The sequence below is a fragment of the Proteus sp. G2674 genome, assembly GCF_009915195.1.
Lineage (GTDB): Bacteria > Pseudomonadota > Gammaproteobacteria > Enterobacterales > Enterobacteriaceae > Proteus > Proteus mirabilis.
Genome location: NZ_JAABLS010000021.1, coordinates 1 through 25,774, shown reverse-complemented (window position 1 = coordinate 25,774; position 25,774 = coordinate 1). Strand labels below are relative to the sequence as shown.

Genomic DNA, 25,774 nt, shown 5'->3' with positions numbered 1-25,774 from the left:
GAAAAAACCATTAACTCTTACGTTTATTGACATAGTGTGTCCTCCCAATACATTTGTATTAGGCAAAAATATCGACACCACCACGAGCAGAGGCTAACTCTTGAGGCGTAAGGGTTATCTTTTGTGCCGTTTCTGAGGCTAATTGCATAGAATTACCCTCGCTTCTTTGATGATTATCGGCACCATTTCCACTAAATTGAGAGGAATCTGACATATTTTGTTGTTGCCAACCGTCATGACTGTCGCTAGACACTTGACTTTGTGTGAGTTGTATCCCATTTTCAGAGAGTGCTTGACGCAAATGATGCAGGGAATTCTCTAACACAGTACGCACTTGTCCATTTTGAGAGGCAAGATGTAATTGAGCCTGTCCATCTTCAATTTTCATGCGAATATGTAATGAACCCAACTCTTCGGGATGTAAACGTAGCTCAGCTTTTTGTAAACCATTACGACTAAACATCACAATTTGCTGATTGAGTTGCTGTTGCCATTCCGGTGTGCCTATTTGTGCATTTAACATCGGGGTAGGCATAGAGGAAAAATGCATTTGCGGTTGCATCATTGATGACGGTTGTGCATGACTTGCTACTGATGAAGAGGCAAACACCGAAGAGGTCGATAATCTATTGTGTAGATCGCGTTCAGCAATACGGTTATTACCGATTATTTGGTTTGCCAGATTATCGGCTAATTTTGTATTGGCTGATGCTTTGTCATCGGCTAACAATCCATCCGCTTTTTCTGCTACGGAAGATAACAGTGATACGTTATCAACTTTCTTTGCTGAATGCCCATTCGTTAAATGGCGAGCTTCATGTGTTGCAAGTTGGGTTAATGACGCTGTTTCAGGGCGTAATTGAGCAAGCAATGATTTGTCATCAGCATTAGCTTGCGTATTGAATTGTTGCCATTTATCGACAAGATCACGCTCAGCACGGGCATTTTCTGCCATAAGGTGAGATAACTCGTTTCCATTCCCAGCATGCTTTAACGAGGTTCCCAACGAATGTGGCTGATGAGCTTGGTTGGCTGAAAGCGATGTAGATTTTAACCCTGCAAGCCCGGCAAGTTGTACTGGAAGCTCTGCCGCTAATTCTTCTGCGGACATTAATGAAGAGGCCGTTTTATTTTCAAGAATTGAGCTAAATTGCTCATTATCAGGTAACGAGAGGGCAAGATGGGTATTTTTCGTTGCTGGAGCCTCTAATGCCGCATATTCATTGACAATAGTATCAATATCGTCATCATTTTGTTGGTCTTTATTTTTTTCAGTGTGATTGTGCGCCTTATTCTCTTTTGAGGAATGGCCTGAAATAGAGGCGTTTTTTTTATCACTGGGTGTATTCTGAGGTTGAGTACTCAGAAGTTGTGCAAATGTCGACGCATTATCACCGGGTTGACTTGTTGTAGCGGATGTCGTTCCCGGAGAGGTTGCTGTGACATCCATGGTCAGAAGCGTTATCTCCATCAAGTTGTTCTCCGTAAAGTACTACGCTGTGCGTACTCATCCATTTGTTTCTGCTCAATACGATCAAGTTGTCGCTTACGGCTATCTTCAGCGCGTTGCTCCAGTGTCTCAAACGCATTGAGTCGTTGCTGTTTTTCTCGCCAATGTTCCGTTGCAAGGTCGAGTTGCGCTTGCCAATGACGAAGTTGCTGTTTATGTTGCTCGATAGTTAATTCAAGTGTTTTGAGAAATTGTTGATAGTTTTGCCATGATGCTGATGACATGCCTCCCACATTTAACGTCTGGTTGAGACGAACACGGTATTCATCCTGATACCCGATCAACATATTGAGTTGCTGTTCCATCTGTTGATGACTCTGGCGGACTTGGGCTAGTTGGACAGCAGCTTGTTCTGCCGCTGTCTGTGCCAGTTCCCTCAGTGTCACTAAAGGTGACTGCTCCCGCATTGGAACCCTCTTTACTTTTTCTGATTATGTTCAGAATGAATCTAGTGTGATCAGTTGATTAAGTTGTTCACAAGCATGTTGATAGCTACATTGCTCTTGAATATCTTGTTGTAAGAATTTTGCTAATGATGGATAAAGGGCAATCGCCTTATCCAGCATAGGATCACTGCCTGCGGCATAAGCCCCTACATTAATTAAGTCGCGATTGCGCTGATAACTGGATAATAGCTGCTTAAATACTTGTACTCGGCGATAATGTGTTTTATCAATCAGTGAGGTCATCGCACGGCTAATGGACGCTTCAATATCAATAGCAGGGTAGTGACCCGATTCCGCCAGTGAACGCGAAAGCACGATATGTCCATCCAAAATAGCACGGGCAGAATCAGCGATTGGATCTTGCTGATCGTCACCTTCTGTTAACACGGTATAGAAAGCAGTAATGGAGCCACCACCATCAACGCCATTACCTGCACGCTCAACAAGTGCGGGTAATTTTGCAAATACAGAAGGGGGATAACCTTTTGTCGCCGGTGGTTCACCAACGGCTAAGGCAATTTCACGTTGCGCCATGCTATAGCGAGTTAACGAATCCATAATTAATAAAACATGTTTACCGCGATCACGAAAATCTTCGGCAATACGGGTTGCATAAGAAGCACCTTGCATTCGTAAGAGTGGCGAAACATCAGCAGGTGCTGCTACTACCACCGAGCGTGCTAATCCTTCTTTACCTAGGATATTCTCAATAAAGTCTTTAACTTCACGACCACGTTCACCAATAAGCCCCACGACAATAACGTCGGCTTGAGTAAAACGCGCCATCATACCTAATAGAACACTTTTCCCGACACCCGAGCCGGCAAAGAGTCCCATACGTTGGCCACGGCCGACCGTAAGTAGTGCATTGATGGCACGTACACCCACATCAAGTACATCTGTAATGGGGGTACGTTGTAATGGGTTGATAGGTGGTGTAATCAGTGGTGCACGATAACTGGTATCTGGCGGCGGTAAACCATCTAGGGGATCTCCTGAGCCATCAAGTACGCGGCCTAATAGAGCATCTCCGAGGGGCAATTGTCGGCCTTCGCCTTCACGACCGGGGATCGATTGAGCGTAGACTCGAGCACCTGGGGTTAATCCTTCCACTTCTTGTAGTGGCATGAGTAACATTTGGCTACCGTTAAATCCAACGACTTCACTTTCAACTTCTTCAACCGTTTTACCAATGGTACGTTCTATTAAGCAGGTAGAGCCAAGGGGCATAACTAGCCCCTTAGCTTCCATAACTAAGCCTGTAGCACGGGTTAAGCGACCATATTGGCGAATGCGCGGAATTTTATTTAAACGAGATTCTGCATCAGCGAGTTTTTCTAACCAACGCCCCAATCTTGCGGTCATTACAACGCCTCCGGTGCAGCAAGACGACACAATTCATGCCAACGTGTCGCAATTGTGGAATCAAGATCACCATCATTGGTTACAACACGGCATCCCCCCACATGGATACTATTATCAGCCACCACTTTCCAACCGTGGGCGGTAAGAGAATCGCCTAATTCCTTTTCAATCAGAGGGATATGTTTAGGGTTAATCCGTAGCTGCGGATCCCCTGCAAACATCTGCTCTTGTTGCAACATTAGTGTAATTTGAGCAAGTAATGCAGAGCCATCACAGACCGCAGGTTGTCCAAGTACTTCTTTGGCCGCTGTGAGTGCTATCTGCATTAATCGTGAGGCAATAACACTATCTAAACCATTTAATGAATGCCTAAATTCAGCTAATAAGCCTTGCCATTCATTAATAAAAGGTTCTTGTTTAGCAATGCCTTGACGGATACCTTCTTCGATACCCGATTGTAATCCTGCCTGATAGCCTTCCTGATAACCCTGGTTTTTCCCTGCCTCAAAGCCTTCAGCATGGCCCAGTTTTTGAGCCTTTTCTTTCATGTCATCAAGCATATTAATTTGCTCGAGGACTTTCTGTTGCTGAACGACTTCTTTTTCTTGATTTTCGTCTTCCTTTTCGTCTAACCCCGTGTCTTCCTTGACTTTTAATTCCCAGTCAATAAGTTCTTTTGGAACCCAAGGCTTCCAGTTTGTATCAGTATTTTTATCAGACATAGGTATCGTCTCCTCCATGAAGAACAACTTCACCGCTCTCAGCTAAGCGACGTACAATAAGCAGAATTGCTTTTTGCTCAGCTTCCACTTGAGACATGCGAACAGGTCCACGAGACGCCAAGTCATCACGCATAATTTCAGCAGCACGCTGCGACATATTGTTGAGGAAATGATCGCGTAGTTCTTGATCGCAACCTTTTAATGCCACAACCAAGGATTCGGATTCCACTTCCTGTAGAATGCGCTGAATTGAACGGTTGTCGATATCGATAAGGTTTTCGAACAGGAACATTTCGTCGATAATTTTCTGTGCCAATTCGCCGTCGTAATCGCGTACTGCGGTGATAACATTTTCTTCTTGCTGACTTTTCATCAAGTTGATAATTTCAGCTGCAGTACGAACACCACCCATTTTGCTACGTTTGAGATTTTGACCATCAAGTAAATTGTTCAGTACTTCCGTTAATTCAGCTAAGGCTGATGGCTGAACACCACCAAATGTTGCGATACGTAACATGACGTCATTACGTAATTTTTCATCAAACAGAGCAAGAATATCAGCAGCTTGGCCACGTTTTAAGTGAACCAAAATGGTGGCGATAATCTGTGGATGTTCATCACGGATAATATCGGCAGCCATTTGTGGCTCCATAAAGTTAAGTGTCTCAATACCTGTTGTGGTTTCACGGGTTTCTGAGATCTCATCCAGCAGATTATTAGCACGCTCTTCACCTAATGCTTTAACAAGTACAGAGCGTAAATAATCATTAGCATTCACATTTAATGCCGCATACTGAACAGCATCTTCTTCGAAGCTTGCCATCACATCAATGAGTTGTTGATTGGAGATCTGACGCATAGAAGACATCGCAATACTGAGTTGTTGCACTTCACGTGTCGTGAGATGTTTAAATACTTCTGCTGCGCGATCTTCACCCAATGTCAGTAACATAACGGCGCTTTTTTCGGTTCCAGTTAAGTCATTACTCATTGTTCTTTACTCATCCATTGACGAATTACCATGGCTACAACACGAGGATCTTTTTCTGCCATCTCTCGAATACGTTGGCTTTGTAATTCGGCACTAACACGTTGACGTGCTTGTTTACGTCTTGATTCTTCATCTAATTCAGCTTCGTTGACATCATCTGTCACCTCAAGCTTGGTTTTCAAAATCGCTTTTTGTGCGGCGACTTCTGCTTCACGGCGTTTCTCAAGTTGAGGTTTCACTAATTTACGCCATAAGATCCACGCGATGATAACAAGCAATAACCAGCGGCCTAAATCTAATGCTTTAGCCAATATTTGTGGATTTTCCCACACAGGAACGCTAATCACTGGCTCTTTGGTATCGTTAAATTGAGAATTAACCACACTTAAAGAGTCACCGCGCTCTTGGGAATAACCCATCGCTTCACGTACTAAACTTTCAATTTGTTGAAGCTGTTCATCGGTTAACGGAACTTGTTTATTTTCGACAATAGGCTCTTCACCTTCTGTTGCTTTTTTCTTGTCCTCTACGGTTTTGTAATTGACGATTACCGCAACAGAAAGGCGCTCAATATTGCCAACAGGTCGTTTAACATGACGGATACGACGATCTACTTCATAGTTGGTTGTTTCATCTAAACGGCTATTGCTGTTTGGATTACGTGTCGTTGAACGATTAGCATTGGTAGATGTTGTTTTCTCATCAGCCGTCGCGTCTTTGGCTTTTTCAATCGGCGCTTGCGGTGGTGCAACAGGTTGATTAGATAACGCACCGGGTACACCGCCAGCTAACATGCCTCCATTTTGCTCACTTTGGCTCACTTGTTTTGAGCGTACTGCAGCTTGGTTAGGGGGCTGATTAGGCTTGTACTCTTCAGCAGTTTCTTCTGTATGAGAAAAATCAACTTGAGCGGTGACCTGCGCATGAACATTACCACGCCCAACAATAGGGCCTAATAGTGTTTCAATACGTTGCTGGTAGCGACTTTCCAACTCTTGGACATATTTGAGTTGAATAGAATTAAGATCACGCCCTAAAGCATCGGGCTGTGTTAATAACTTACCGCTTTGATCAACAATGGTCACATTACTATCGGGCATACCTGCAACACTACTTGCTACAATATGTACGATGGCATTAATTTGACCTTCGTCCAAGGCTCTACCTTGCAGCAGACCTACTGTTACAGAAGCAGAAGGTGATTTTTGCTCACGAACAAAAAGAGAGGGTTTAGGCAATGCTAAATGAACACGAGCATTTTGCACTGGACCTAAGGTTTCGATGGTGCGAGCAAGCTCCCCTTCAAGTGCACGTTGATAGTTAATCTGTTCACTGAACTGGCTGATCCCAAACTTTTCTTTATCAAGTAGTTCAAAACCGGCAGCTCCACCTTTTGGAAGCCCCGCTTGTGCGAGTTTCAGGCGTAATTCATGAACCTGATTGTCAGGTACCATAATCGCAGAACCATTTTGTGATAGGCGATAGGGTACATTCATTTGTGTTAACTGTGTGACAATTTCGCCACCATCTTTATCGCTAAGATTACTATAAAGCACTTTATAATCAGGGCTTTGTAGCCATAAAAAAGCAGCAACAAAAATGGCAATCGCCGCCGAACCCGCAATAATAAGCGGAATTTTCGGATCGGCTTTTATCCGGTTAATAATGGCGTTAAAACCTTTTTTCTGGTTCACAACGTCGGTTTTTTCGGCATTCATAGACAATCCTTGCCTTGTAGTTCGGGATGAATACTAAAAGCGTGGCGTAACAAAACAGACTCCCCTTACGCAAATAAATAAACCTACTCTCAGGTGTCTCATTATTGGCCTTTTGCGTTTCATTTAATGGCGTAATTAGCCTTTAACTTTTGCGTTAATTACTCGCTTTGGAATGAAGCCCCTGTGTTAGGGTATTACTCGGTAAGCGTGTTGGTTCACCTACTTACTATGACATTGATTCAAAAATTGAATTAGATGATTAACGCAGAGGTTTATATGTCAATTCCAGCTATTGAAAGTGTTCTGGATAAAATGCAAATTCAAACTTTACAAGCATCCAATATTGCCAAACCCCAGCCAGTACAGGCAGGATTTGCAACTCAGTTGGTTCAAGCAGTAGGTAAAATTAACGAAACTCGTGTTAATGCAACCAACAAAGTACAAGCATTTACGTTAGGTACGCCCGGTGTTGAATTAAATGATGTGATGGTGGATATGCAAAAATCCAGCATCTCATTACAAATGGGCGTACAAGTGCGTAATAAGCTGGTCGCCGCTTATCAAGAGATTATGTCAATGCAGGTGTGATAAAATTAACTAATTGAGATAAAAGAATATTATCTTTGTTGTGGCTCGATGGGGGCACATAGGGGATAGGATCATTCAATGTTTGGCTTAATAGCGATATTGGGCCTTGATCGTTCTCAGTTATCTAAGCATTATAAATATGTCTTGTTTGATATGACTTTCATACATAAATAGTATTCATTCATATTAATATAAAAAGATAATCACAATATAAATGTTTATGTAGTTATATTGTGATTATCAATTATTCTAAAATTTAGACACCAAAGTTAAAAGTGAGGATCACTTGGCCTGTATAATCAAGACCCATTGTAAGATCAATGCCATCTTCCGTTAACATTTTTTTTGGGTGCAAATAAGTTTGCGCAACATTATATGTTATTTTATTTTCATTATAGAATGTAGCTTTAAAAGTCTTTCCAGACAATAAGTTAAGCTTATCGAGCGGGACATATTTTTGCTGTTCTGCTGTCCATCCAACGGTAGCACCTTTTACTATTTCGTTCTCATAAGACCAATTACCATTATCATAACCGTTATCACCATCATTAGCTCGTGAAAGATAAGCATCTTTTCCATCAACTGTTACATCTTTCCACCGGTATGTAATTCCACCTACGGTTTTAGATGTATCGGCACTATCCACTAAATTAAAAGCGTGTGCTCTAAAATTGATATTCATATCGGGAGTTTGGATAAAGGGATTAGGATAGCCGTCAGTTGCTCTAAAAGTTAAAAAAGTTGATGTGTCACATGTCACTGTCAGTGTATTCGAAATAGATGGAAGTTGATTATAGGTCATATCGTTAGGTATCACGGACGGTGAAATATTCCCTAGATTGTAGACTAAATCAACATTGCCACCATTAATAGTACAAGTTGGTGGCTTAATATCACCATTGATTTTTAAGTTAGCCACAGGCGTTTTAGCCAATACCGGTGTTGATATTACACTCAGCATAGCAAGACTAAGTAATACTTTTTTCATATCATTATTCCTTTATTCTTTTTTAGAGGGTAAATAACAAAACAATATTATATAATACACCTTTTGTTCATTTATTTAATGTTAAATAAATATGTTTTTAATATATCTAATTTAGACTTTCTTAAAGTGAGTTTGTTTTACTATCCGATATTCGCTAAAAGAAATAATTTAAAATAGTGTTTTAATCCCGATAGGTAAATGTGGGTTTTATATTAATTAAATAGGATTTTAATTAGATACTCTTTTTTAGATTGTTTTATATTTTTATATAAATATAATTAAATTAATCAACTTTAAAACGCTCATTTTTAATAAAATCCTTTCCGTCATTTTCGTCTTCACAAGACAACACTTCCTATGTAAGCTGTACTAACTAACAACGCACTGAGTGACACAAACGATGGGCAGAATATTACAGCAAAAAATCATCCAAGTATGTGATACAAAAATAGCACAAAAGGGAGAAGGGGTAGGCCTCTCTTTTTATGCTTTTTTTGCTAATAAAAATGATGATCCTGAATTATTAATGGAAGTGGCAACTTGGTGGATAATGACGCATAAATTAGATCATTTTGAAAAAGCCACAACAATTAAGAAAATGATACAAACTGAAATGGAAACTAATCGTTAGATCTGTACGCTGTTATCATTTTTATCAACCTGATACGAAAAAACTGAAAATTATTGATTATTATCACATTAACGTTAGTCATAAACCGTTATGGTAATTTTATGATTAATAACGTAAACGGTGATGATATGGAATATTGGTTTATTGCGTATAAAGTGCGTTCCAGAAATGGTGATACCTACGCCGGGCATAAAATAGTAGAAACTGAGAGTGGGATCACACCCCATATTGCGTTAGAAAAAGCATGTCAGGAAGTTGCACAAGGGGCTCAAGCTGATATTCCTGCGGTGAGAGTTGTGGCATTTAATCGTTTATAAGCGTATCAATTAATAAAAATCTCGTTAAGATCATTAGCGAGATTTTTTTGTTTTTATCTCAACTTCCAACGGTAAGAAGAAAAATAAACACTTCGTTAATGATTTATTTTTAACTACTCTCTTCACTATCCCAATTCGCTATCACAATAAATAATAAATCTATTAAGATTTAGTCTCTTAACTTCGTGAAATATTCGATATTATTTTTATAATCAAAATAATTTTTTCACTAAAAAAGCAGATAATGAATAGCATTAGTTTAATTAAGATGGCTATACAGCAATTAATATACGACTTAACTTAAATAGTTATTAATTATGTGATCTGAACTGTGATAATGACTTTTTTATATTTGAATAAAAAAAGTGTAGTCGTTAAAGTTTACTTGAGCTAAGGAATAGCTCGATACAAGGAAATAGAGATCATTATTTTGATTTTTTAGTAAAACATACAAGGAATTTTTAATTATGACAGTATTAACCGTTTATTTTTGTGGTACCGGCGCTTCATCTTTTGATAATAATAATCATAATAATCCTGTTTATTGGCAAGGTGAGCTTGTTTCCACCTTGGCGCATAATAATCAAGATCGCGAATTTGCTCAGTGGTTTATTGTAGATGGCCCAGGTAGCGGTAATTTGCAAGAAGATGATTTATGGGTTGAAAGCCCTAATTATTCAGATATAAAAGGCGCTTTATTTGGCAGTGGATGGGAAGAAAATGTTGAACATGCACTATGCTTAATGAAAGGCAACTTTGACTGGCAACGTGAAAAGTTAACAGAACAACAATATAATCAACTGAAAAAAGCGGGTATTCCCATTGAAGATGTTGAAGTGACTGGCTCTTTTTTATGGCGTAAATATAATTATGGTGACCGCTATGTCACTCAACAACAACTTCAGCAACAAATTATTCGTACCTTTCGCAAAGATGGCATCATTCCCACCCAAGTGAATTTAATGGGTTGGAGCCGTGGTGGCATCACCTGTCATATGCTTGCCAATGCCATGTTAAAAGATCCCCTATTAAAAGATATTCCGGTCAATATTTTTGCTATTGATCCCGTCCCAGGGCCACTTAATTTCCAACCAGAAAAGGTGACACTAGGTAGCAATGTTAAGGAATATGTCGGATTTTATGCCATTGATGAACGCTCAAAAGGATTTGCTTGCGTTATTCCAACCGTGACTGCTGAGACGAAAATGCATATTTTCCCGCTTTCTGGACGCCATGCGACTTTAGTAGGCAATGCTGCTATTGATGGTAGTGAAGGTAAAAATGCACTATTTTCACCGGGGTTAATTGTGCGACATTTTGCAGAAAGATGTTTAACACGTTGGGGATGTCAATTAGCGAACAAGCTAGAGTTAACTGATAAGGAGATATTTGAGCATCATACTGATATTAAAAATGATGCGGATAAATATATTGCTATGCGCCGTAAAACTTATTCTATATCTGAAAGTACCGGCGAAGACCAACGTAAAGTTTCATTAGGCAAAGAGGGTAAAGCATTCTCTGATATCTATGGGGCACAATATGAGCCTTCTATGGCATTAACCGCAGACTATTTTGCAAACCCTCAACTCTACGATGTGATCAAATAAATCATTTATTATCTATTTGAAACAGTAAGTTTATCGCCTGCCATGTGTAGGCGATTTTTATTTATCGGTGATGATATCAGTAAATGGGGAACAAATAGATGGGGAAGAGCAGATGATGATAGCGATAGTCTAATGATATAGTGTAATAAATTGAGTTTTTATTATGTTATTTTTATATCATATCGTTTAATTGTCACAACGTTACCGATAACAAATAATATCGTATAGCAAGATATAACTCGGTAAATAAAGACGCCATTAGCTAATAAAACCGCTTTTGGCGCAGAGGAAAGTTATTTTAGATTGAGATCAGGATAATAACTATGCTCTGAAAACTGACCATAGCTATTTTGTACCCTCTGCTCTTGTTCAGTCTGTCTTATTAAAACAGCGAGCTTATCTAATCTTGCTCGTAATAAATTTCGCGTCTCATTTTCATTTTCGAGTATTTTCTTTAACATATTGGTGAGCTGCTGTTGTATTATCAGCTCACCCTCAGTGGGTTTTATCATCTTAGTGATAATTTCTACACTTTTTAAATAATCCATTTCCATTTCTATCAGCTGATCCCACTGCTGATTTTTGGCAAGCGTTAACATTTGCTCACTTAATTTCAAAACCTGCTCGTAAGCTGCCATTATATCCATATTTGCTGTCCACGCTTTTTAATAAGAATTAATCTGTGTGCCAATTTGTTGCCAAGCATCAGAAATTTCAGTTAATAACTTGATGACTTCATGAATTTTTTCTGGATTATTTTTTAAATTGGCATCGAGTAGTTGAGTGATCATATAGTCGTAAAGTAATGCTAAATTTTCAGCAAGCTCTCCCCCTTTTTCTTTATCCAGCCCCTGTTTTAAGCCGTTGCCAATAATGTTAATGGCTTTAGAAATATTTTCTCCTTTTCCGGCGATATTTCCTTGTTCCATTAATATTAATGCACGGCGAAGGGCGCTTAGCGCCCCATTAAATAGGATTTGGATCAGCTGGTAAGGTGAAGCATTTAAAATCTCACTTTCAACATCGATTTGAGCATACATTTTACTGGCTGATTGTTGATACATAATATCCTAATATCCTACTTAAAAAATTAACGTAATAAACGTTCAATTGATGCGCTTGAGTTAGTCATGGCGTTGACCATTTTATCTAATAATTGAAACTGTTTTTTATAACGTTCCATCGTCGCTTCAATAGTACGTTTGGTATTTTTAATTTGGTTATCTAACGATTTTTTACGTTTTTTAACACCATCAGTGGCAATATCAAGGGTGCCGTCGTTGGATTGCAGTGTTTTTTTCAGGTAATTATAGGTTTGAGTACCAAATCCTGTTTCTTTACCATCCCCCATAAAAAACTCTTTGACGTTAGCGGGTTTTTCTTTTAATGCTTTATCGAGTTTTTTATCATCAACTTCTAATGTGCCATCTACTTTAAATTTAATGCCCATTTTATTAAGGGTATCAATCTCTGATGAAGATTGAGAACGAGTGATAAAGCTTTTTAGCTCAGACATAATCATCCGGCTAGTGGTATCACCTAATAACACACCATTATCTTTAGAGGCATTTTCACCTTTTTCAACTTGGGTGTATTTGGTGAAATCTTTATAGGTTTTATTTAATTCATTATAAGCGTCTGTCCAGGCTTTTATGGCCTTTTTCATTGGCTCAATATCACGCGCAACCGTAATAATTTCAGGCTTATCTACGCTATCTTTATTATCATTGGTTTTTTTCTTAAGATTTAACGTGATCCCTTCAGGCGCATCTTTAATTTCATTAGTTTGACGTTCAATTTTAATCCCATTAATCGTTAACTTTGCATTATTTGCTTTAACGATCTCTGTCATTGCGCCACTGTTTTTTTCACTGGAGTAGCTAATAAAATCGTTAAGCTTACTATCACCTTCAACAGTGATTTCCATTCGAGAATCTGTACCTTCTTTACGAGAAGTCAGAACTAAATGGTTAACGCCATCTTGGGCTTTTACAATAGTGGCAGAAACGTTGCCTTCTTTTTTATTGATAGCATCACGTAATTCAATAATAGAAGTTTGACTGTCTGTTAACTCTATTTTTAAAGGCTCTTTTTCACCTTTTTGGGTGATCACTAAAGTCCGAGTTTTGCCTTCACCTAATGTTTCACCAATAGGATCTTTGATATCACTGACGGCTTTTGATTTCAGTGTTTGAGCATGGGCAAGCTCTGTTACCGAGACCGTATAATTACCAATGCTTGCTTTACCATCAGTGGTTACTTTAAATGCATCAAACTCATCATCAACTTTGGTGGCGACAATTTTATCGAATTTTTTTAATTCTTCAGATGCTTTCTGTAATTTATCTAATTGGCTACGAATTTTTCCATATGCAGTAATTTGTGCATCGTAGCTTTTCATCTGTTTGTCTAAAGGTTCAAGGCGTTTATTTTCCGCAGCCTCTAATTGCATTAATGTTTCGCCAAGCGGCATCTTGGCGCCTACTCCTAGTGCACTAATACCAGCCATACTGGTCTCCTTTCTGTGTTCGTAAAATAATCCCTACACAGCGTTATCGGAAGAATTGGCGAAAAGTTTACGTCTATTTACTATTTTTGATGAGGGAAACAGACCGCCATATAGAAGCCTTTTATTGTCATTGAATACTAAAGTCGAATTTTGCATAAGAAAAAGGTTTATGACGAGAATTGATAAAAATAATATAAAAAAATAATAAATTAATTTCTTTATATATCATTTAGTTAATGGCAATTCTATAAAAAATCACAGAAAATTTTGTTGGAAAAGTTAAAGGTTGTATCTGGGGTGCCGATAAACTTGTTGCCGGTGATTGACACCGTAAATGAATAGGCAAACTTTTATTTTATCGACTTGATTTTAAAGGAATCTAGCTATGGCACAAGTCATTAATACCAACTATCTATCCCTGGTAACTCAAAACAACCTGAACAAATCTCAGGGAACTTTAGGAAGTGCAATCGAGCGTCTGTCTTCTGGTCTACGTATCAACAGTGCAAAAGACGATGCAGCGGGTCAAGCAATTGCTAACCGTTTCACTTCAAACGTAAATGGTTTAACTCAAGCTTCACGTAATGCGAACGATGGTATCTCTATCGCTCAAACAACTGAAGGTGCATTGAACGAAATCAACAATAACTTACAACGTATCCGTGAGTTAACTGTTCAAGCGAAAAACGGTACTAACTCTAATTCAGATATCACTTCTATCCAAAACGAAGTGAAAGAACGTTTAGACGAAATCAACCGTATTTCTGAACAAACTCAGTTTAACGGCGTTAAAGTACTGAGCGGTGAGAAATCAGAAATGGTTATCCAAGTTGGTACTAACGATAATGAAACTATCAAATTTAACTTAGATAAAGTTGATAACGATACATTAGGTGTTGCTAGTGATAAACTGTTCACTGAAACTACAGTAACAAAAGGTGAAATTAAAGAAGGTACTGCAATTGATGCTAAAACTTTAGCTGCTGGTGCGGGTTTCGGTGACGGTACTAATGGTACTGTAAAATCTGCTGCTGCATATAATGTAGATGGTACTGCAGATGCTAATAAAGTTATCATTGAAGATGACGCTGGTGGCAAATTTGTTGTTAATAAATCTGATTTAGAAAAAAATGGTGATGACAAATTAGCACTGAAAGCAGGTGCTTCAAAAACAGTATTTGCTGAGGCTGATGCTAAAGAAGTTAAAACTTTAGACGTTAAAGATGACGCTTTAGCAACTTTAGACAAAGCTATCAACACCATTGATGAAAGCCGTTCTAAATTAGGTGCGATTCAAAACCGTTTTGAATCTACTATCAACAACCTAAACAACACTGTTAACAACTTATCTGCTTCACGTAGCCGTATCTTAGATGCTGACTATGCAACAGAAGTTTCTAACATGAGCCGTGGTCAAATCTTGCAACAAGCGGGTACTTCAGTACTTGCTCAAGCAAACCAAGTACCACAAACTGTTCTGTCTCTGTTACGTTAATTCGTATACTGACACAAAAGATACCTTTCTATATCAAAGGCCCTCATCTGAGGGTCTTTTTTGTCATTTTATTTTATATTTAAACTCACTCTGTTTTAGTTTATTTTTTTCTCTCCATCTATTTTTGTTTTTTCTGATAGTCATTATCTCTTATAAATTAATTAATTGGCTTTTTTTACTATTTTCGCGACGCGAAAACACATAAATACCTTCGATTTAATGACGATAGTGTTTAGGCAACGTTATTACAGGAGTGTAATAACAAACCTATTTATTAAAAGTTTTTAAATAAAATTGAAGGAATATTGTATGGCACAAGTTATTAATACTAATTATCTGTCTTTAGTTACTCAAAATAATCTAAATCGTTCACAAAGCGCACTTGGTAATGCAATTGAACGTTTATCTTCAGGTATGCGTATTAACAGCGCGAAAGACGATGCGGCAGGTCAAGCTATTGCTAACCGTTTCACTTCAAATATTAACGGTTTAACTCAAGCATCTCGTAATGCGAATGATGGTATTTCAGTGTCTCAAACCACTGAAGGTGCATTGAACGAAATCAACAATAACTTACAACGTATTCGTGAATTAACTGTTCAAGCGAAAAACGGGACTAACTCTAACTCAGATATCACTTCTATCCAAAATGAAGTTAATCAACGTTTAGATGAAATCAATCGTGTATCAGAACAAACTCAGTTTAACGGTGTGAAAGTACTGAGTGGTGAAAAGTCAAAAATGACCATTCAAGTGGGTACTAATGACAATGAAGTGATTGAATTCAATTTAGATAAAATTGATAACGACACATTAGGTGTTGCTAGTGATAAACTGTTTGATGCTAAAACAGAGAAAAAAGGGGTTACAGCAGCAGGTAATGCAATCGATGCGAAACAAATCAATGCTGCTGCGACAGATGGGTATGACAATATTACTGTAAAAGAATTTAAACTTGATGGTAAAGTAGTAAAAGATAAATTTATTGTTACTAAAGGTAGTGCAGACTATGTAGTATCTAAAAGTGATTTCGAATTAGATGCTAAAGGTACTAAACTTGGATTAAAAGCATCTGCCACCACAAAATTTACAGCAGATGCAGGTAAAGATGTTAAAATTTTAAATGTTAAGGATGACGCTTTAGCAACTTTAGATAACGCAATTAGCAAGGTTGATGAAAGTCGCTCTAAATTAGGTGCAATTCAAAACCGTTTCCAATCTACTATCAATAACTTAAACAATACTGTTAATAACTTATCTGCTTCACGTAGCCGTATCTTAGATGCTGACTATGCGACAGAAGTGTCCAATATGAGTAAAAATCAAATCTTGCAACAAGCAGGTACTGCTGTACTGGCTCAAGCAAACCAAGTACCACAAACTGTTCTGTCTCTGTTACGTTAATCCTTCATTAAACTCATCTTCAGATCCCACCCACAGCCATTTTTGCTGTGGGTGTTTTTTCATCAAAACAATCGTTTTTTTTATTAATCATGGATAGGTATTCCCATTGATAGGTTGTAGGTAAAAATAGATAAAAGATAAGTAATATGATTTATATGTTATTTTTTTATCAACAAAATACAGATTTGATGAATACATTTCTTTCAATAAGACAAAATATCAATTTATTTAACGGTTTTTCTGCGGATTAGTATGACCCATCTTAAGGTACAGTATGTACTTGTAATGCAATAACAAATTAAATTATCAATGAAAACCCAATTTTCGCTGAAAATTTAGCATAGGTGAAAAAGAGGGGCTTTTGCTTCACTGTTCAGCCGATTGCTAACACTATTTCGTCGGATAATGGTTTCCGGTCTTTTATCCAAAGGTGTCTTTTGTTGTGAGTGATTTGTATACCGCCGAAGGCGTGATGGACAAAAATAGCCTCTGGGAGCGATATGTCCCTTTGGTTCGCCATGAAGCATTACGATTACAGGTCAAGTTACCTGCGAGTGTTGAATTGGATGATCTTTTGCAAGCAGGGGGGATTGGCCTACTGAATGCCGTTGAGCGTTATGACTCAATGCAAGGTGCCGCCTTTACTACTTATGCTGTGCAACGTATTCGTGGCTCTATGTTAGATGAGCTACGAAGTCGTGATTGGGCGCCCCGTAGTGTGCGCCGTAATGCAAGAGAAGTGACACAATCCATTCATCAGTTAGAGCAGGATCTAGGACGACCACCATCAGAACAGGAAGTTGCTGATCATTTGCAGATTGAGTTAGCAGAATACCGGCAGATCCTATTGGATACAAATAACAGCCAGTTGTTCTCTTATGACGAATGGCATGAAATTTACGGTGAAAGCTGTGAACCGTCTCAAGACGAAGATCACGATGACAATCCTTTACAAATGTTATTGGAAAGTGATATTCGCCAAAGAGTCATAGACGCGATAGAATTGCTTCCCGAAAGGGAAAAAATGGTTCTTACCCTGTATTATCAGGAAGAACTTAATTTGAAAGAAATAGGCGCAGTGCTTAATGTCGGGGAATCCCGCGTAAGTCAGCTACACAGCCAAGCAATCAAAAGGCTGCGAGCACGCTTAAACCCAGAGAAATAGAAGTTTTGCTTATTTTTGTTTTTATTTATTAAGACTACAACACAGGGCTTTATCTCTTATGTCTGTTTCAACACAAAAGAAACGGCCGCTAAGCCGTTACATTAAAGACTATAAACACAGCCAAACTCATTGTTTGCATTGCCATAAGGCGCTTGATCGGATTTCTCTCGTATTCAATCGCCAAGTTATCAATAAAGAAGCCATTTCTGAAATGACAGATTTAATTGATGATGAAACATGGGAAACCTTGCAAGGAAAGTTTTCTGCGCTGTGCCGTTTTTGTAGTGAGATTTACTGTAATAGTGAAACTGATTACTTTGACATTATGTCTTTTAAGCAGTATTTGTTCGAACAAACGGAGATGAGCCACAGTACTGTTCGTGAGTATGTGGTTCGTTTACGTCGACTCGATGAATTGCTGACTTCCACTAATTTTCCTCGTCAAGAATTTACGACAGAGAAAATTCAGTCAGACTTGAGTAAAAAGCTCACTCCCTCCGCATTTAGTAACTACAACATTGCCCTACGTAAGTATGAGCAATATCTTGATTGGTGCCAAGCGCCAACCTCGATGAGTAGTGGTCACTAATCGCATTCAAGAGAGACCTAAAAAAAGGGGTAACATTATGTTGCTCCTTTTTATTTTTTATTCCAGAAATAAAAAAACCACCTTTAATAGATAAGTAAGTTAAAGGTGGTCTCAAAAATAAAGTGAGAAAGAGAACGCTGGGTTTAACTGATCGTCATTAAGCTGGCATTGCCTCCGGCAGCAGCGGTATTGACGCTTAATGCTCGTTCATGCAATAAACGCTCTAATAACAATGCTGTCTCACCACGTGAGAAGCCTTGTACTGAAATAATAGCCCCTTTACGTTGTGCAATTTGCTGACAAGTTTCTTTTAACTGATCACTATCACCATGATAAATAACGGCATTAATGCTTAGTGACTCATCTTGCCAGTTGTCCGTGAGTGTGATTGCTTTTCTGATCATATCAGGCAATTCACGATAGGTTTTTTGCGAGAAAACAGCATTATGGACAATAGCATGGCATCCTGATGCAAAGACTCCCGCTAACTGAGTAAATATATCTTGCTCATTATCTGAGAGACAAAGCACCTTGCCACAAGGGACTAATTGATAGGTATTACGCTCGCCAGTAGGCCCCGGCAATACGCGCAATGTGCCGGCTTGTGATGCATTGGCGTATTCTTCTAGCGCCTGATAATGTGCAGGTTCCGTTTTATTTGCTAACCACGTCATATAGTGATGATAGGTTTGTAATAACTTTTGTCGCATAGAGGCATCAAGGGGTAATGTTTCATCTTGACGTGCTAAGGTTTGTGTTATGGCATTTTCAGGACGTTTTGATAATAAACGATACAAATAAGCAGGGCCTCCAGCTTTTGGCCCCGTACCCGATAAGCCTTCACCACCAAAAGGTTGTACCCCGACAACAGCACCTACCATATTGCGGTTTACATATAAATTTCCTACTTTTGCATGAGTCGCTACATAAGCGATAGTTTCATCAATACGGGTATGAACCCCCATTGTTAATCCATATCCAGTCGCATTAATTTCAGCTAATAAAGCAGGCAGATCTTGGCTTGAGTAACGTACGACGTGCAGTACAGGGCCAAAAATCTCTTTTTTAAGTGAGCTAATTTTATCTAACTCAATTAAGGTAGGAGGAACAAAAGTACTGTTATTTTCAGCCTGTTTAGTAAGTTGATTATAGGTTGCTTGATAAACGTCAAAACCTGCTGTGCGCATAGTTTGGATATGTTTTTCAATACCCGCTTTTGCCTCTTTATCAATTACAGGGCCAATATCTGTTGATAAGAGACTTGGATCACCTATTATGGCTTGTGCCATTGCGCCTTTTAACATTTCAATCGTGCTATCAGCCACTTCTTCTTGAATACAGAGAATACGCAAAGCAGAACAACGTTGACCCGCACTATCATAAGCAGAGGCCATAACGTCAGTGACCACTTGTTCCGTTAAGGCAGAAGAGTCGACAATCATGGCGTTTAAGCCACCTGTTTCAGCAATTAAAGGAACAGGGCGACCTTCGCTATCGAGTCTACCCGCTAAGGTTTTTTGCAAAATGTGGGCAACTTCGGTAGAGCCTGTAAACATCACACCACGCACGCGTTCATCAGCCACTAATTGTGCACCAATGGTCTCCCCTTGACCCGGTAAGAGTTGTAATGCACTGCGAGGTACTCCTGCTTGATAAAATAGTTCTACGGCTTTAAAAGCAATCAGAGGGGTTTGCTCCGCAGGTTTGGCCAGTACGGTATTACCTGCCGCTAACGCCGCTGCAATTTGTCCACTAAAGATCGCTAATGGGAAGTTCCAAGGACTAATACAGACAACAGGGCCTAAAGGACGATGGGTATTATTATCAAAATCATTTGCCACTTGTGCTGAGTAATAATAAAGAAAATCAATCGCCTCACGCACTTCTGCAATAGCATTACTATAGGTTTTGCCCGCTTCTCTTACTAAGACACCCATTAATGGCCCCATTTGCTGTTCCATCAGTTCTGCCGTGCGGACTAAAAACGCCGCTCTTTCCGCAGGTGGGGTTGCAAACCAAATTTCACCATTTTCTTGGGCAATATCTAAAGCAAAATTAGCTTCGGCGGCCGTTGTTTCACGTACTGTACCGACGACATCGGTGTGATTTGCCGGATTGAGTATAGATTGTGGTGCAATCACTTCTTCTGCACTATTACACTCACCACCAATGAGCGGATGGCTGTGAATTTTTTCCATCGCAGAGGTCAGTAATGCACTGGATAGTGAGGCTAAACGATGCTCATTGGACATATCAATCCCCGGTGAATTTTTGCGTTCATCACCATAAAGCTGCATTGGGAGCGGGATTTTAGGATGTGAAAGTCCGATTTGTCCTTCAGCTTGCGCAATTTTATTGATCTCTTTAACCGGATCGGCAACTAATTCATCTAAGGAGATGGTGGTGTCAGCGATACGATTTACAAACGAGGTATTTGCACCATTTTCTAATAATCGACGCACAAGGTAAGCCAGTAGGGTTTCATGAGTACCTACTGGCGCATAGATACGACAAGGGCGACCAAGTTTACCATCAGCAATTTTACCCACAACTTGTGCATAGAGGGGTTCACCCATACCGTGTAAGCATTGGAATTCATATTGACCAGGATAGTAATTTTGACCCGCTAGATGATAAATGGCTGATAAAGTATGGGCATTATGCGTGGCAAATTGCGGATAAATATAATTCGGTGAAGCAAGCAGTTTTTTCGCACACGCAAGGTAAGAGACATCGGTATACACTTTACGGGTATAAACAGGGTAATCTTCCAGTCCATCCATTTGCGCGCGTTTAATTTCACTATCCCAATAAGCCCCTTTTACTAAACGGATCATTAAACGGCGGCGACTGCGGCGAGCTAAATCAATAATATAATCAATCACTAAAGGGCAGCGTTTCTGATAGGCTTGAATAACAAATCCTATACCATTCCAACCCGCTAATTCTGGCTCAAAGCAGAGTTTTTCTAATAAATCGAGGGATATTTCCAGTCTATCCGCTTCTTCTGCATCAATATTAATACCAATATCATATTGCTTGGCTTGTAGCGTTAAAGAGAGTAGACGAGGGTAAAGCTCCGACATCACTCTATCATATTGAGCTCGACTATAACGGGGATGTAACGCTGAAAGTTTAATGGAGATCCCCGGTCCTTCATAAATACCTCGTCCATTAGAGGCTTTACCAATGGCATGGATGGCTTGTTGATAAGAGACTAAATAGTCTTGCGCATCTTTTTCCGTTAAGGCCGCTTCTCCTAGCATATCATAGGAATATCTAAAGCCTTTTTCTTCAAGTTTGCGTGCATTGGCTAACGCTTGGGAGATAGTTTCACCAGTGACAAATTGTTCCCCCATTAACCGCATCGCCATATCAACGCCTTTACGCACTAAAGGTTCACCACTTTTAGTTAAAATGCGATTTAGAGAATTAGATAATTTCTCTTCGTTATGGGTAGAGACGAGTTTGCCTGTAAACAGTAGACCCCAAGTGGCGGCATTGACAAACATAGATTGGCTTTGCCCTAAATGCGAGCGCCAATTGCCATGGCTAATTTTATCTCGGATCAGGGCATCACGGGTTGCTTTATCAGGAATACGCAATAAAGCTTCGGCTAAACACATTAAGGCAACCCCCTCTTGGGAAGAGAGAGAAAACTCTTGCAGTAAGCCTTGTACCAGACCTGAGCGTCCAACACCCTGTTTTTGTTTGCGTAATTTTTCTGCAATGGAGTAAGCCAGTTTATGCGTGGCTTGAGCCTCATGCTCAGGTAGCGTTGCCTGCTGTAGTAGCATAGGCACTGCTTGTGTTTCAGGTATACGATAAGCAGAAGTAATTGCCGAGCGTAACACCGATTGTGGGTGGATCTGCTCTGCAAATTCTAAAAACGGTTGATAATGTGCCGTTAGGGGATCTGTGCTTTCTTCAATATCTTGCTCAGCCTGTGTAATAGGGGTTAGGGTGAGCTGATCATTTTCAATTTGTTCAAGATAATTGAAGATGGCTTGTTTAATTAGCCAATGAGATGTTCTATCTAATTTTTGTGCAGCATCTTTTAATCTATTACGGGTTTCTTCATCAAGTCTAACACCCATTGTTGTGCTACTCATGCAGTGCTCCTCATATCGTGCATCTTACTTATACGGCACATTGACCAGTTATTTTTCTTAATATCAGCTATGTTGCAACTTTGTGCAACATTGTTAACAATAAATTTATAAATAATGTGAAAGTTGTCAGGTTTTATAAATGGTTAAAAAATATTATCTTAGATAGATAAATAAATAATATTTATAATTCATTGGTTTATATGTTTTTCTTCAATGAAGAGATAATATTAATCTCTTTCAACTGAAGCAAATAGTGTGAAGTTACATACAAAAATTAAACACCGATACGTTAATTTCTTGTTAAATGCTTATAACCTATTCTAGGATTGATATGAATGTTTTATTTGTTACAGTAAGAAATTATTTTAAATAAAAACTGATAAGGTCATTGGTGTGCAACGAAGTGCAACGTTCCTGCATAAGTTGAAAGCATAGCAATTGATCGTAACAGATATATGGAGAACTGCGATTATGGCTCTAAATTCGCCAATGCTAATTACCTTTACGATCTATATATTGGGGATGCTTTTTATCGGCTATCTAGCGTATCGATCAACAAAAAATTTTGATGATTATATTTTAGGGGGCCGAAGGCTTGGTAGTGTAGTAACGGCACTTTCTGCGGGCGCTTCTGATATGAGTGGCTGGCTATTAATGGGATTACCAGGTGTGGTTTTTTTTGCGGGGATCTCCGAAAGTTGGATAGCCATTGGTTTATGTTTAGGTGCATGGCTTAACTGGCGTTTAGTTGCAGGGCGCTTACGTTTACAAACAGAAAAAAACAATAATGCACTGACTTTACCAGACTATTTAACTTCTCGCTTTGATGACAAAAGCAAAATGCTACGCATTATTTCTGCGTTAGTTATTCTTATTTTCTTCACTATTTATTGTGCATCAGGTGTCGTCGCAGGAGGTATGCTTTTTGAGTCTACCTTTGGCATTCCTTATCATGAAGCGATGATTTATGGTGCACTAGCAACCATTGCATATACTTTCCTAGGTGGTTTTTTGGCGGTAAGTTGGACGGATACGGTACAAGCCACATTAATGATTTTCGCACTTATTCTAACACCAATTATTGTTATTTTCTCAATTGGTGGAATTGACACCTCTATAGAGATCATTAAAGCGAAAGATCCGGCTTATCTTGATATGTTTAAAGGGCTTGATTTTATTGCTATTGTTTCATTATTAGCTTGGGGATTAGGTTATTTTGGACAGCCTCATATTCTCGCGCGTTTTATGGCAGCAGATTCAAATCAAACTATTCGTAAAGCGCGCCGTATTGGTATGACTTGGATGATCCTCTGTTTAGGCGGAACGGTGGCGGTGGGCTTCTTTGGTATTGCTTATTTTGAGGTTAATCCGACCGTTGCAGGTCCAGTTATGGCTAAAAATGAGCGTATCTTTATGGAATTAGCCTCGTTACTTTTCAACCCGTGGATAGCTGGTATTTTGTTATCTGCGATTTTAGCTGCGGTAATGAGTACTTTAAGCTGCCAATTATTAGTCTGCGCCAGTGCATTAACTGAAGATTTATATAAGCCTTTTATTCGTAAAAATGCCAGTCAAAAAGAGTTAGTTTGGGTTGGTCGTGGCATGGTGTTATTAGTTGCGGTTATCGCTATTTATTTAGCCCGTGATCCAGAAAATAAAGTACTTGATTTGGTGAGTAATGCTTGGGCAGGATTTGGTGCTGCATTTGGTCCGGTGATCCTTATCTCTGTCACTTGGAAACGTATGACTCGTAATGGTGCTTTTGCGGGAATGTTAATTGGTGCATTAACGGTACTGGTATGGATGCAATATAAATGGTTCGGTCTTTATGAAATTATTCCGGGCTTTATTTTCGCGTCCATAGCCATTGTTATTGTCAGTTTAATGGGTAAGTCACCAACGGCAGAAAATCAACAACGTTTTGATGAAGCAGAAGCGGAATATCGTAACACTTAATTATTAATAAGCAGTAAGATTCTATTTAATGAAATACCATCTATATAAGAATATAGGTGGTATTTTTTTGGCAAAATAACAGTAAATATTAACCATTAAAGGGTTTTGTTTAGCATGATATTAATAGCATTAAGATTGCTTAATCAAAGCGATATTTAACCCATCAAACTTTATTGATGCTGTTATTAGTTAATAATACCAATATTAATATTTTTATTGGTTTAATATTTTGAAAGGTGCTTGTTTTGCAATCATAATTTATAGGTTAAATATTAGTCAGCTATATAACGCAATTAATTAGCGTGATAATAGCTAGCTGTTATCGCCATTTTGTCGCCATTCTCTTCAAGATACAAAAAAGCCACTTATCTCTAAGTGGCCTATCTGCCTGATTACTCAGCGTAAATTTGGTGGGTTGTGGGGGGCTCGAACCCCCGACCAATTGATTAAGAGTCAACTGCTCTACCAACTGAGCTAACAACCCGATGCGCTAATTATTCTCCTCTCTTAAGGGCGGGTCAACCCTTAATTTGAAATTTTTTCCAAATGTATAAAATATCGTCTATTAAAATGAAGAAAGGATATTATTTGGTTATCAAATCGTCACTCATTTTACTAAAAGTGATCTTTTCATTACTTATTCTGAGATTTGTGTCACAATAATTTCGCAAACTTAGCCACTGCGAAAAAATAAAAAAGTGGCGTAACAACATCAAAAATATGAAAACATTTCAGGTATTGTATGGAAGAGCAAACAGAAGTTACTCAGCCCGTTAGAGTGAAAAATGCCACTCTACAACGCGGGCTAACCAATCGTCATATCCAATTAATCGCTATTGGTGGTGCTATTGGTACTGGTTTATTTATGGGGTCTGGGAAAACCATTTCGCTAGCTGGGCCATCGATTATTTTTGTTTACATGATAATCGGCTTTGTCCTGTTCTTTGTTATGCGAGCAATGGGAGAGCTATTATTATCAAATTTAGAATATAAATCATTTAGCAATTTTGCCGGGGATTTATTAGGGCCTTGGGCTGGCTTTTTTGTTGGATGGAGTTATTGGTTTTGCTGGGTTATCACCGGTATCGCGGATATTGTTGCCATTACCTCCTATATTAGTTATTGGGCGCCCAATTTTCCTGAATGGGGAACGTCTTTTATTTGTGTGCTGACACTACTTATTTTGAATTTAGCCACAGTAAAATTATTTGGGGAAATGGAATTTTGGTTTTCGATGATCAAAATTACCGCTATTGTCTCTTTAATTATTGTTGGTATCGTATTGATTAGCATAAATTTTCAATCTCCAGCCGGCCACACGGCAACTATTGAAAATATCTGGAATGATGGCGGTATGTTCCCTAAAGGGATCAGCGGATTTTTTGCTGGTTTTCAAATTGCTATCTTTGCCTTTGTGGGGATTGAGCTGGTAGGTACAGCAGCGGCTGAAACACGTGATCCTGAGAAATCATTACCTAAGGCGATTAACGCTATTCCTATTCGTATTATTACTTTTTATGTTTTGGCTTTGGCGATTATTATGTCAGTAACGCCGTGGCGTTCGATTTTGGCAGACAAAAGCCCGTTTGTAGAACTCTTTGTCATGATTGGTATTCCAGCCGCAGCCAGTTTAGTTAACTTTGTGGTATTAACGGCAG

At 38.9% G+C, this 25,774-nt stretch carries 21 protein-coding genes and 1 tRNA gene; 10 read left to right on the top strand and 12 right to left on the bottom strand.

Annotated elements, in window-relative coordinates; genetic code table 11:
* Positions 1–58: 58 nt before the first annotated feature.
* The 6 genes from GWI58_RS10010 to fliF are packed head-to-tail and all read right to left on the bottom strand — an operon-like array spanning position 59 to position 6,752.
* Complete coding sequence (locus GWI58_RS10010) at positions 59–1,471, bottom strand: flagellar hook-length control protein FliK (RefSeq protein ID WP_161769144.1); 1,413 nt, start codon at positions 1,469–1,471, stop codon at positions 59–61.
* Positions 1,471–1,917, bottom strand: coding sequence for a flagellar export protein FliJ (gene fliJ / locus GWI58_RS10005; RefSeq protein ID WP_004243513.1), 447 nt, complete (start codon positions 1,915–1,917; stop codon positions 1,471–1,473). Before fliJ ends, GWI58_RS10010 begins: the two co-directional genes overlap by 1 nt.
* A gap of 30 nt (positions 1,918–1,947) precedes the next feature.
* A complete protein-coding gene (fliI, locus tag GWI58_RS10000) occupies positions 1,948–3,321 on the bottom strand; it encodes a flagellar protein export ATPase FliI (protein ID WP_004243512.1) in 1,374 nt (457 codons plus the stop codon).
* Complete coding sequence (fliH, locus tag GWI58_RS09995; protein ID WP_004243511.1) at positions 3,321–4,043, bottom strand: flagellar assembly protein FliH; 723 nt, start codon at positions 4,041–4,043, stop codon at positions 3,321–3,323. The genes fliI and fliH overlap by 1 nt, the downstream gene beginning before the upstream one ends.
* Positions 4,036–5,034, bottom strand: coding sequence for a flagellar motor switch protein FliG (gene fliG / locus GWI58_RS09990; protein ID WP_004243510.1), 999 nt, complete (start codon positions 5,032–5,034; stop codon positions 4,036–4,038). Before fliG ends, fliH begins: the two co-directional genes overlap by 8 nt.
* Complete coding sequence (gene fliF / locus GWI58_RS09985) at positions 5,031–6,752, bottom strand: flagellar basal-body MS-ring/collar protein FliF (protein WP_161769143.1); 1,722 nt, start codon at positions 6,750–6,752, stop codon at positions 5,031–5,033. Before fliF ends, fliG begins: the two co-directional genes overlap by 4 nt.
* A gap of 276 nt (positions 6,753–7,028) precedes the next feature.
* Between fliF and fliE the strand changes: the two genes are divergently transcribed.
* Positions 7,029–7,340 carry a flagellar hook-basal body complex protein FliE gene (fliE, locus tag GWI58_RS09980; protein ID WP_004248328.1) on the top strand — a complete coding sequence of 104 codons (312 nt, stop codon included), beginning with the start codon at positions 7,029–7,031 and terminating at the stop codon, positions 7,338–7,340.
* Between the two features lie 256 nt (positions 7,341–7,596).
* Here the strand turns inward: fliE and GWI58_RS09975 are convergent, their stop codons facing one another.
* Positions 7,597–8,328 carry a fimbrial protein gene (locus GWI58_RS09975; RefSeq protein WP_110229114.1) on the bottom strand — a complete coding sequence of 244 codons (732 nt, stop codon included), beginning with the start codon at positions 8,326–8,328 and terminating at the stop codon, positions 7,597–7,599.
* Positions 8,329–8,728: 400 nt separating this feature from the next.
* Between GWI58_RS09975 and GWI58_RS09970 the strand changes: the two genes are divergently transcribed.
* From GWI58_RS09970 to GWI58_RS09960, 3 genes are all read left to right on the top strand, one after another.
* Positions 8,729–8,959, top strand: coding sequence for a DUF6500 family protein (locus GWI58_RS09970; RefSeq protein ID WP_161769142.1), 231 nt, complete (start codon positions 8,729–8,731; stop codon positions 8,957–8,959).
* A gap of 101 nt (positions 8,960–9,060) precedes the next feature.
* Positions 9,061–9,276: a hypothetical protein gene (locus GWI58_RS09965; protein WP_004243502.1), complete on the top strand. Its 216-nt coding sequence runs from the start codon at positions 9,061–9,063 to the stop codon at positions 9,274–9,276.
* A 467-nt stretch (positions 9,277–9,743) separates the two neighbouring features.
* Positions 9,744–10,886, top strand: coding sequence for a hypothetical protein (locus tag GWI58_RS09960; protein ID WP_161769141.1), 1,143 nt, complete (start codon positions 9,744–9,746; stop codon positions 10,884–10,886).
* Between the two features lie 293 nt (positions 10,887–11,179).
* Here the strand turns inward: GWI58_RS09960 and fliT are convergent, their stop codons facing one another.
* From fliT to fliD, 3 genes are read right to left on the bottom strand one after another with little or no spacing between them, the layout of a single operon-like run.
* Positions 11,180–11,533: a flagellar protein FliT gene (gene fliT, locus GWI58_RS09955; RefSeq protein ID WP_004243500.1), complete on the bottom strand. Its 354-nt coding sequence runs from the start codon at positions 11,531–11,533 to the stop codon at positions 11,180–11,182.
* Positions 11,534–11,551: 18 nt separating this feature from the next.
* On the bottom strand, positions 11,552–11,950 hold the full coding sequence (gene fliS, locus GWI58_RS09950; protein ID WP_049218835.1) for a flagellar export chaperone FliS: 399 nt from the start codon (positions 11,948–11,950) through the stop codon (positions 11,552–11,554).
* A gap of 26 nt (positions 11,951–11,976) precedes the next feature.
* Positions 11,977–13,395, bottom strand: coding sequence for a flagellar filament capping protein FliD (gene fliD / locus GWI58_RS09945; RefSeq protein ID WP_110229117.1), 1,419 nt, complete (start codon positions 13,393–13,395; stop codon positions 11,977–11,979).
* A 385-nt stretch (positions 13,396–13,780) separates the two neighbouring features.
* On the opposite strand from fliD, the gene GWI58_RS09940 reads away from it, so the two are divergent.
* The 4 genes from GWI58_RS09940 to fliZ all read left to right on the top strand — a co-directional run bounded on the left by GWI58_RS09940 (position 13,781) and on the right by fliZ (position 18,048).
* Entirely contained in the window at positions 13,781–14,890 is a 1,110-nt protein-coding gene (locus GWI58_RS09940) for a FliC/FljB family flagellin (protein WP_161769140.1), read from the top strand.
* 309 nt (positions 14,891–15,199) lie between these two features.
* Positions 15,200–16,294: a FliC/FljB family flagellin gene (locus GWI58_RS09935; protein WP_161769139.1), complete on the top strand. Its 1,095-nt coding sequence runs from the start codon at positions 15,200–15,202 to the stop codon at positions 16,292–16,294.
* Between the two features lie 442 nt (positions 16,295–16,736).
* A complete protein-coding gene (locus tag GWI58_RS09930) occupies positions 16,737–17,459 on the top strand; it encodes an RNA polymerase sigma factor FliA (protein WP_004248319.1) in 723 nt (240 codons plus the stop codon).
* Positions 17,460–17,517: 58 nt separating this feature from the next.
* Complete coding sequence (fliZ, locus tag GWI58_RS09925; RefSeq protein ID WP_004243493.1) at positions 17,518–18,048, top strand: flagella biosynthesis regulatory protein FliZ; 531 nt, start codon at positions 17,518–17,520, stop codon at positions 18,046–18,048.
* Positions 18,049–18,191: 143 nt separating this feature from the next.
* Here fliZ and putA read toward each other — a convergent pair whose 3' ends face one another.
* On the bottom strand, positions 18,192–22,160 hold the full coding sequence (gene putA, locus GWI58_RS09920) for a trifunctional transcriptional regulator/proline dehydrogenase/L-glutamate gamma-semialdehyde dehydrogenase (protein WP_036900188.1): 3,969 nt from the start codon (positions 22,158–22,160) through the stop codon (positions 18,192–18,194).
* Between the two features lie 471 nt (positions 22,161–22,631).
* On the opposite strand from putA, the gene putP reads away from it, so the two are divergent.
* Entirely contained in the window at positions 22,632–24,116 is a 1,485-nt protein-coding gene (putP, locus tag GWI58_RS09915; protein WP_004243490.1) for a sodium/proline symporter PutP, read from the top strand.
* Between the two features lie 408 nt (positions 24,117–24,524).
* Here putP and GWI58_RS09910 read toward each other — a convergent pair.
* Positions 24,525–24,600: transfer RNA gene (locus tag GWI58_RS09910), tRNA-Lys, on the bottom strand.
* A 258-nt stretch (positions 24,601–24,858) separates the two neighbouring features.
* On the opposite strand from GWI58_RS09910, the gene GWI58_RS09905 reads away from it, so the two are divergent.
* On the top strand, positions 24,859–25,774 hold a 916-nt coding region (locus GWI58_RS09905), incomplete at its 3' end, for an amino acid permease (RefSeq protein ID WP_161769138.1).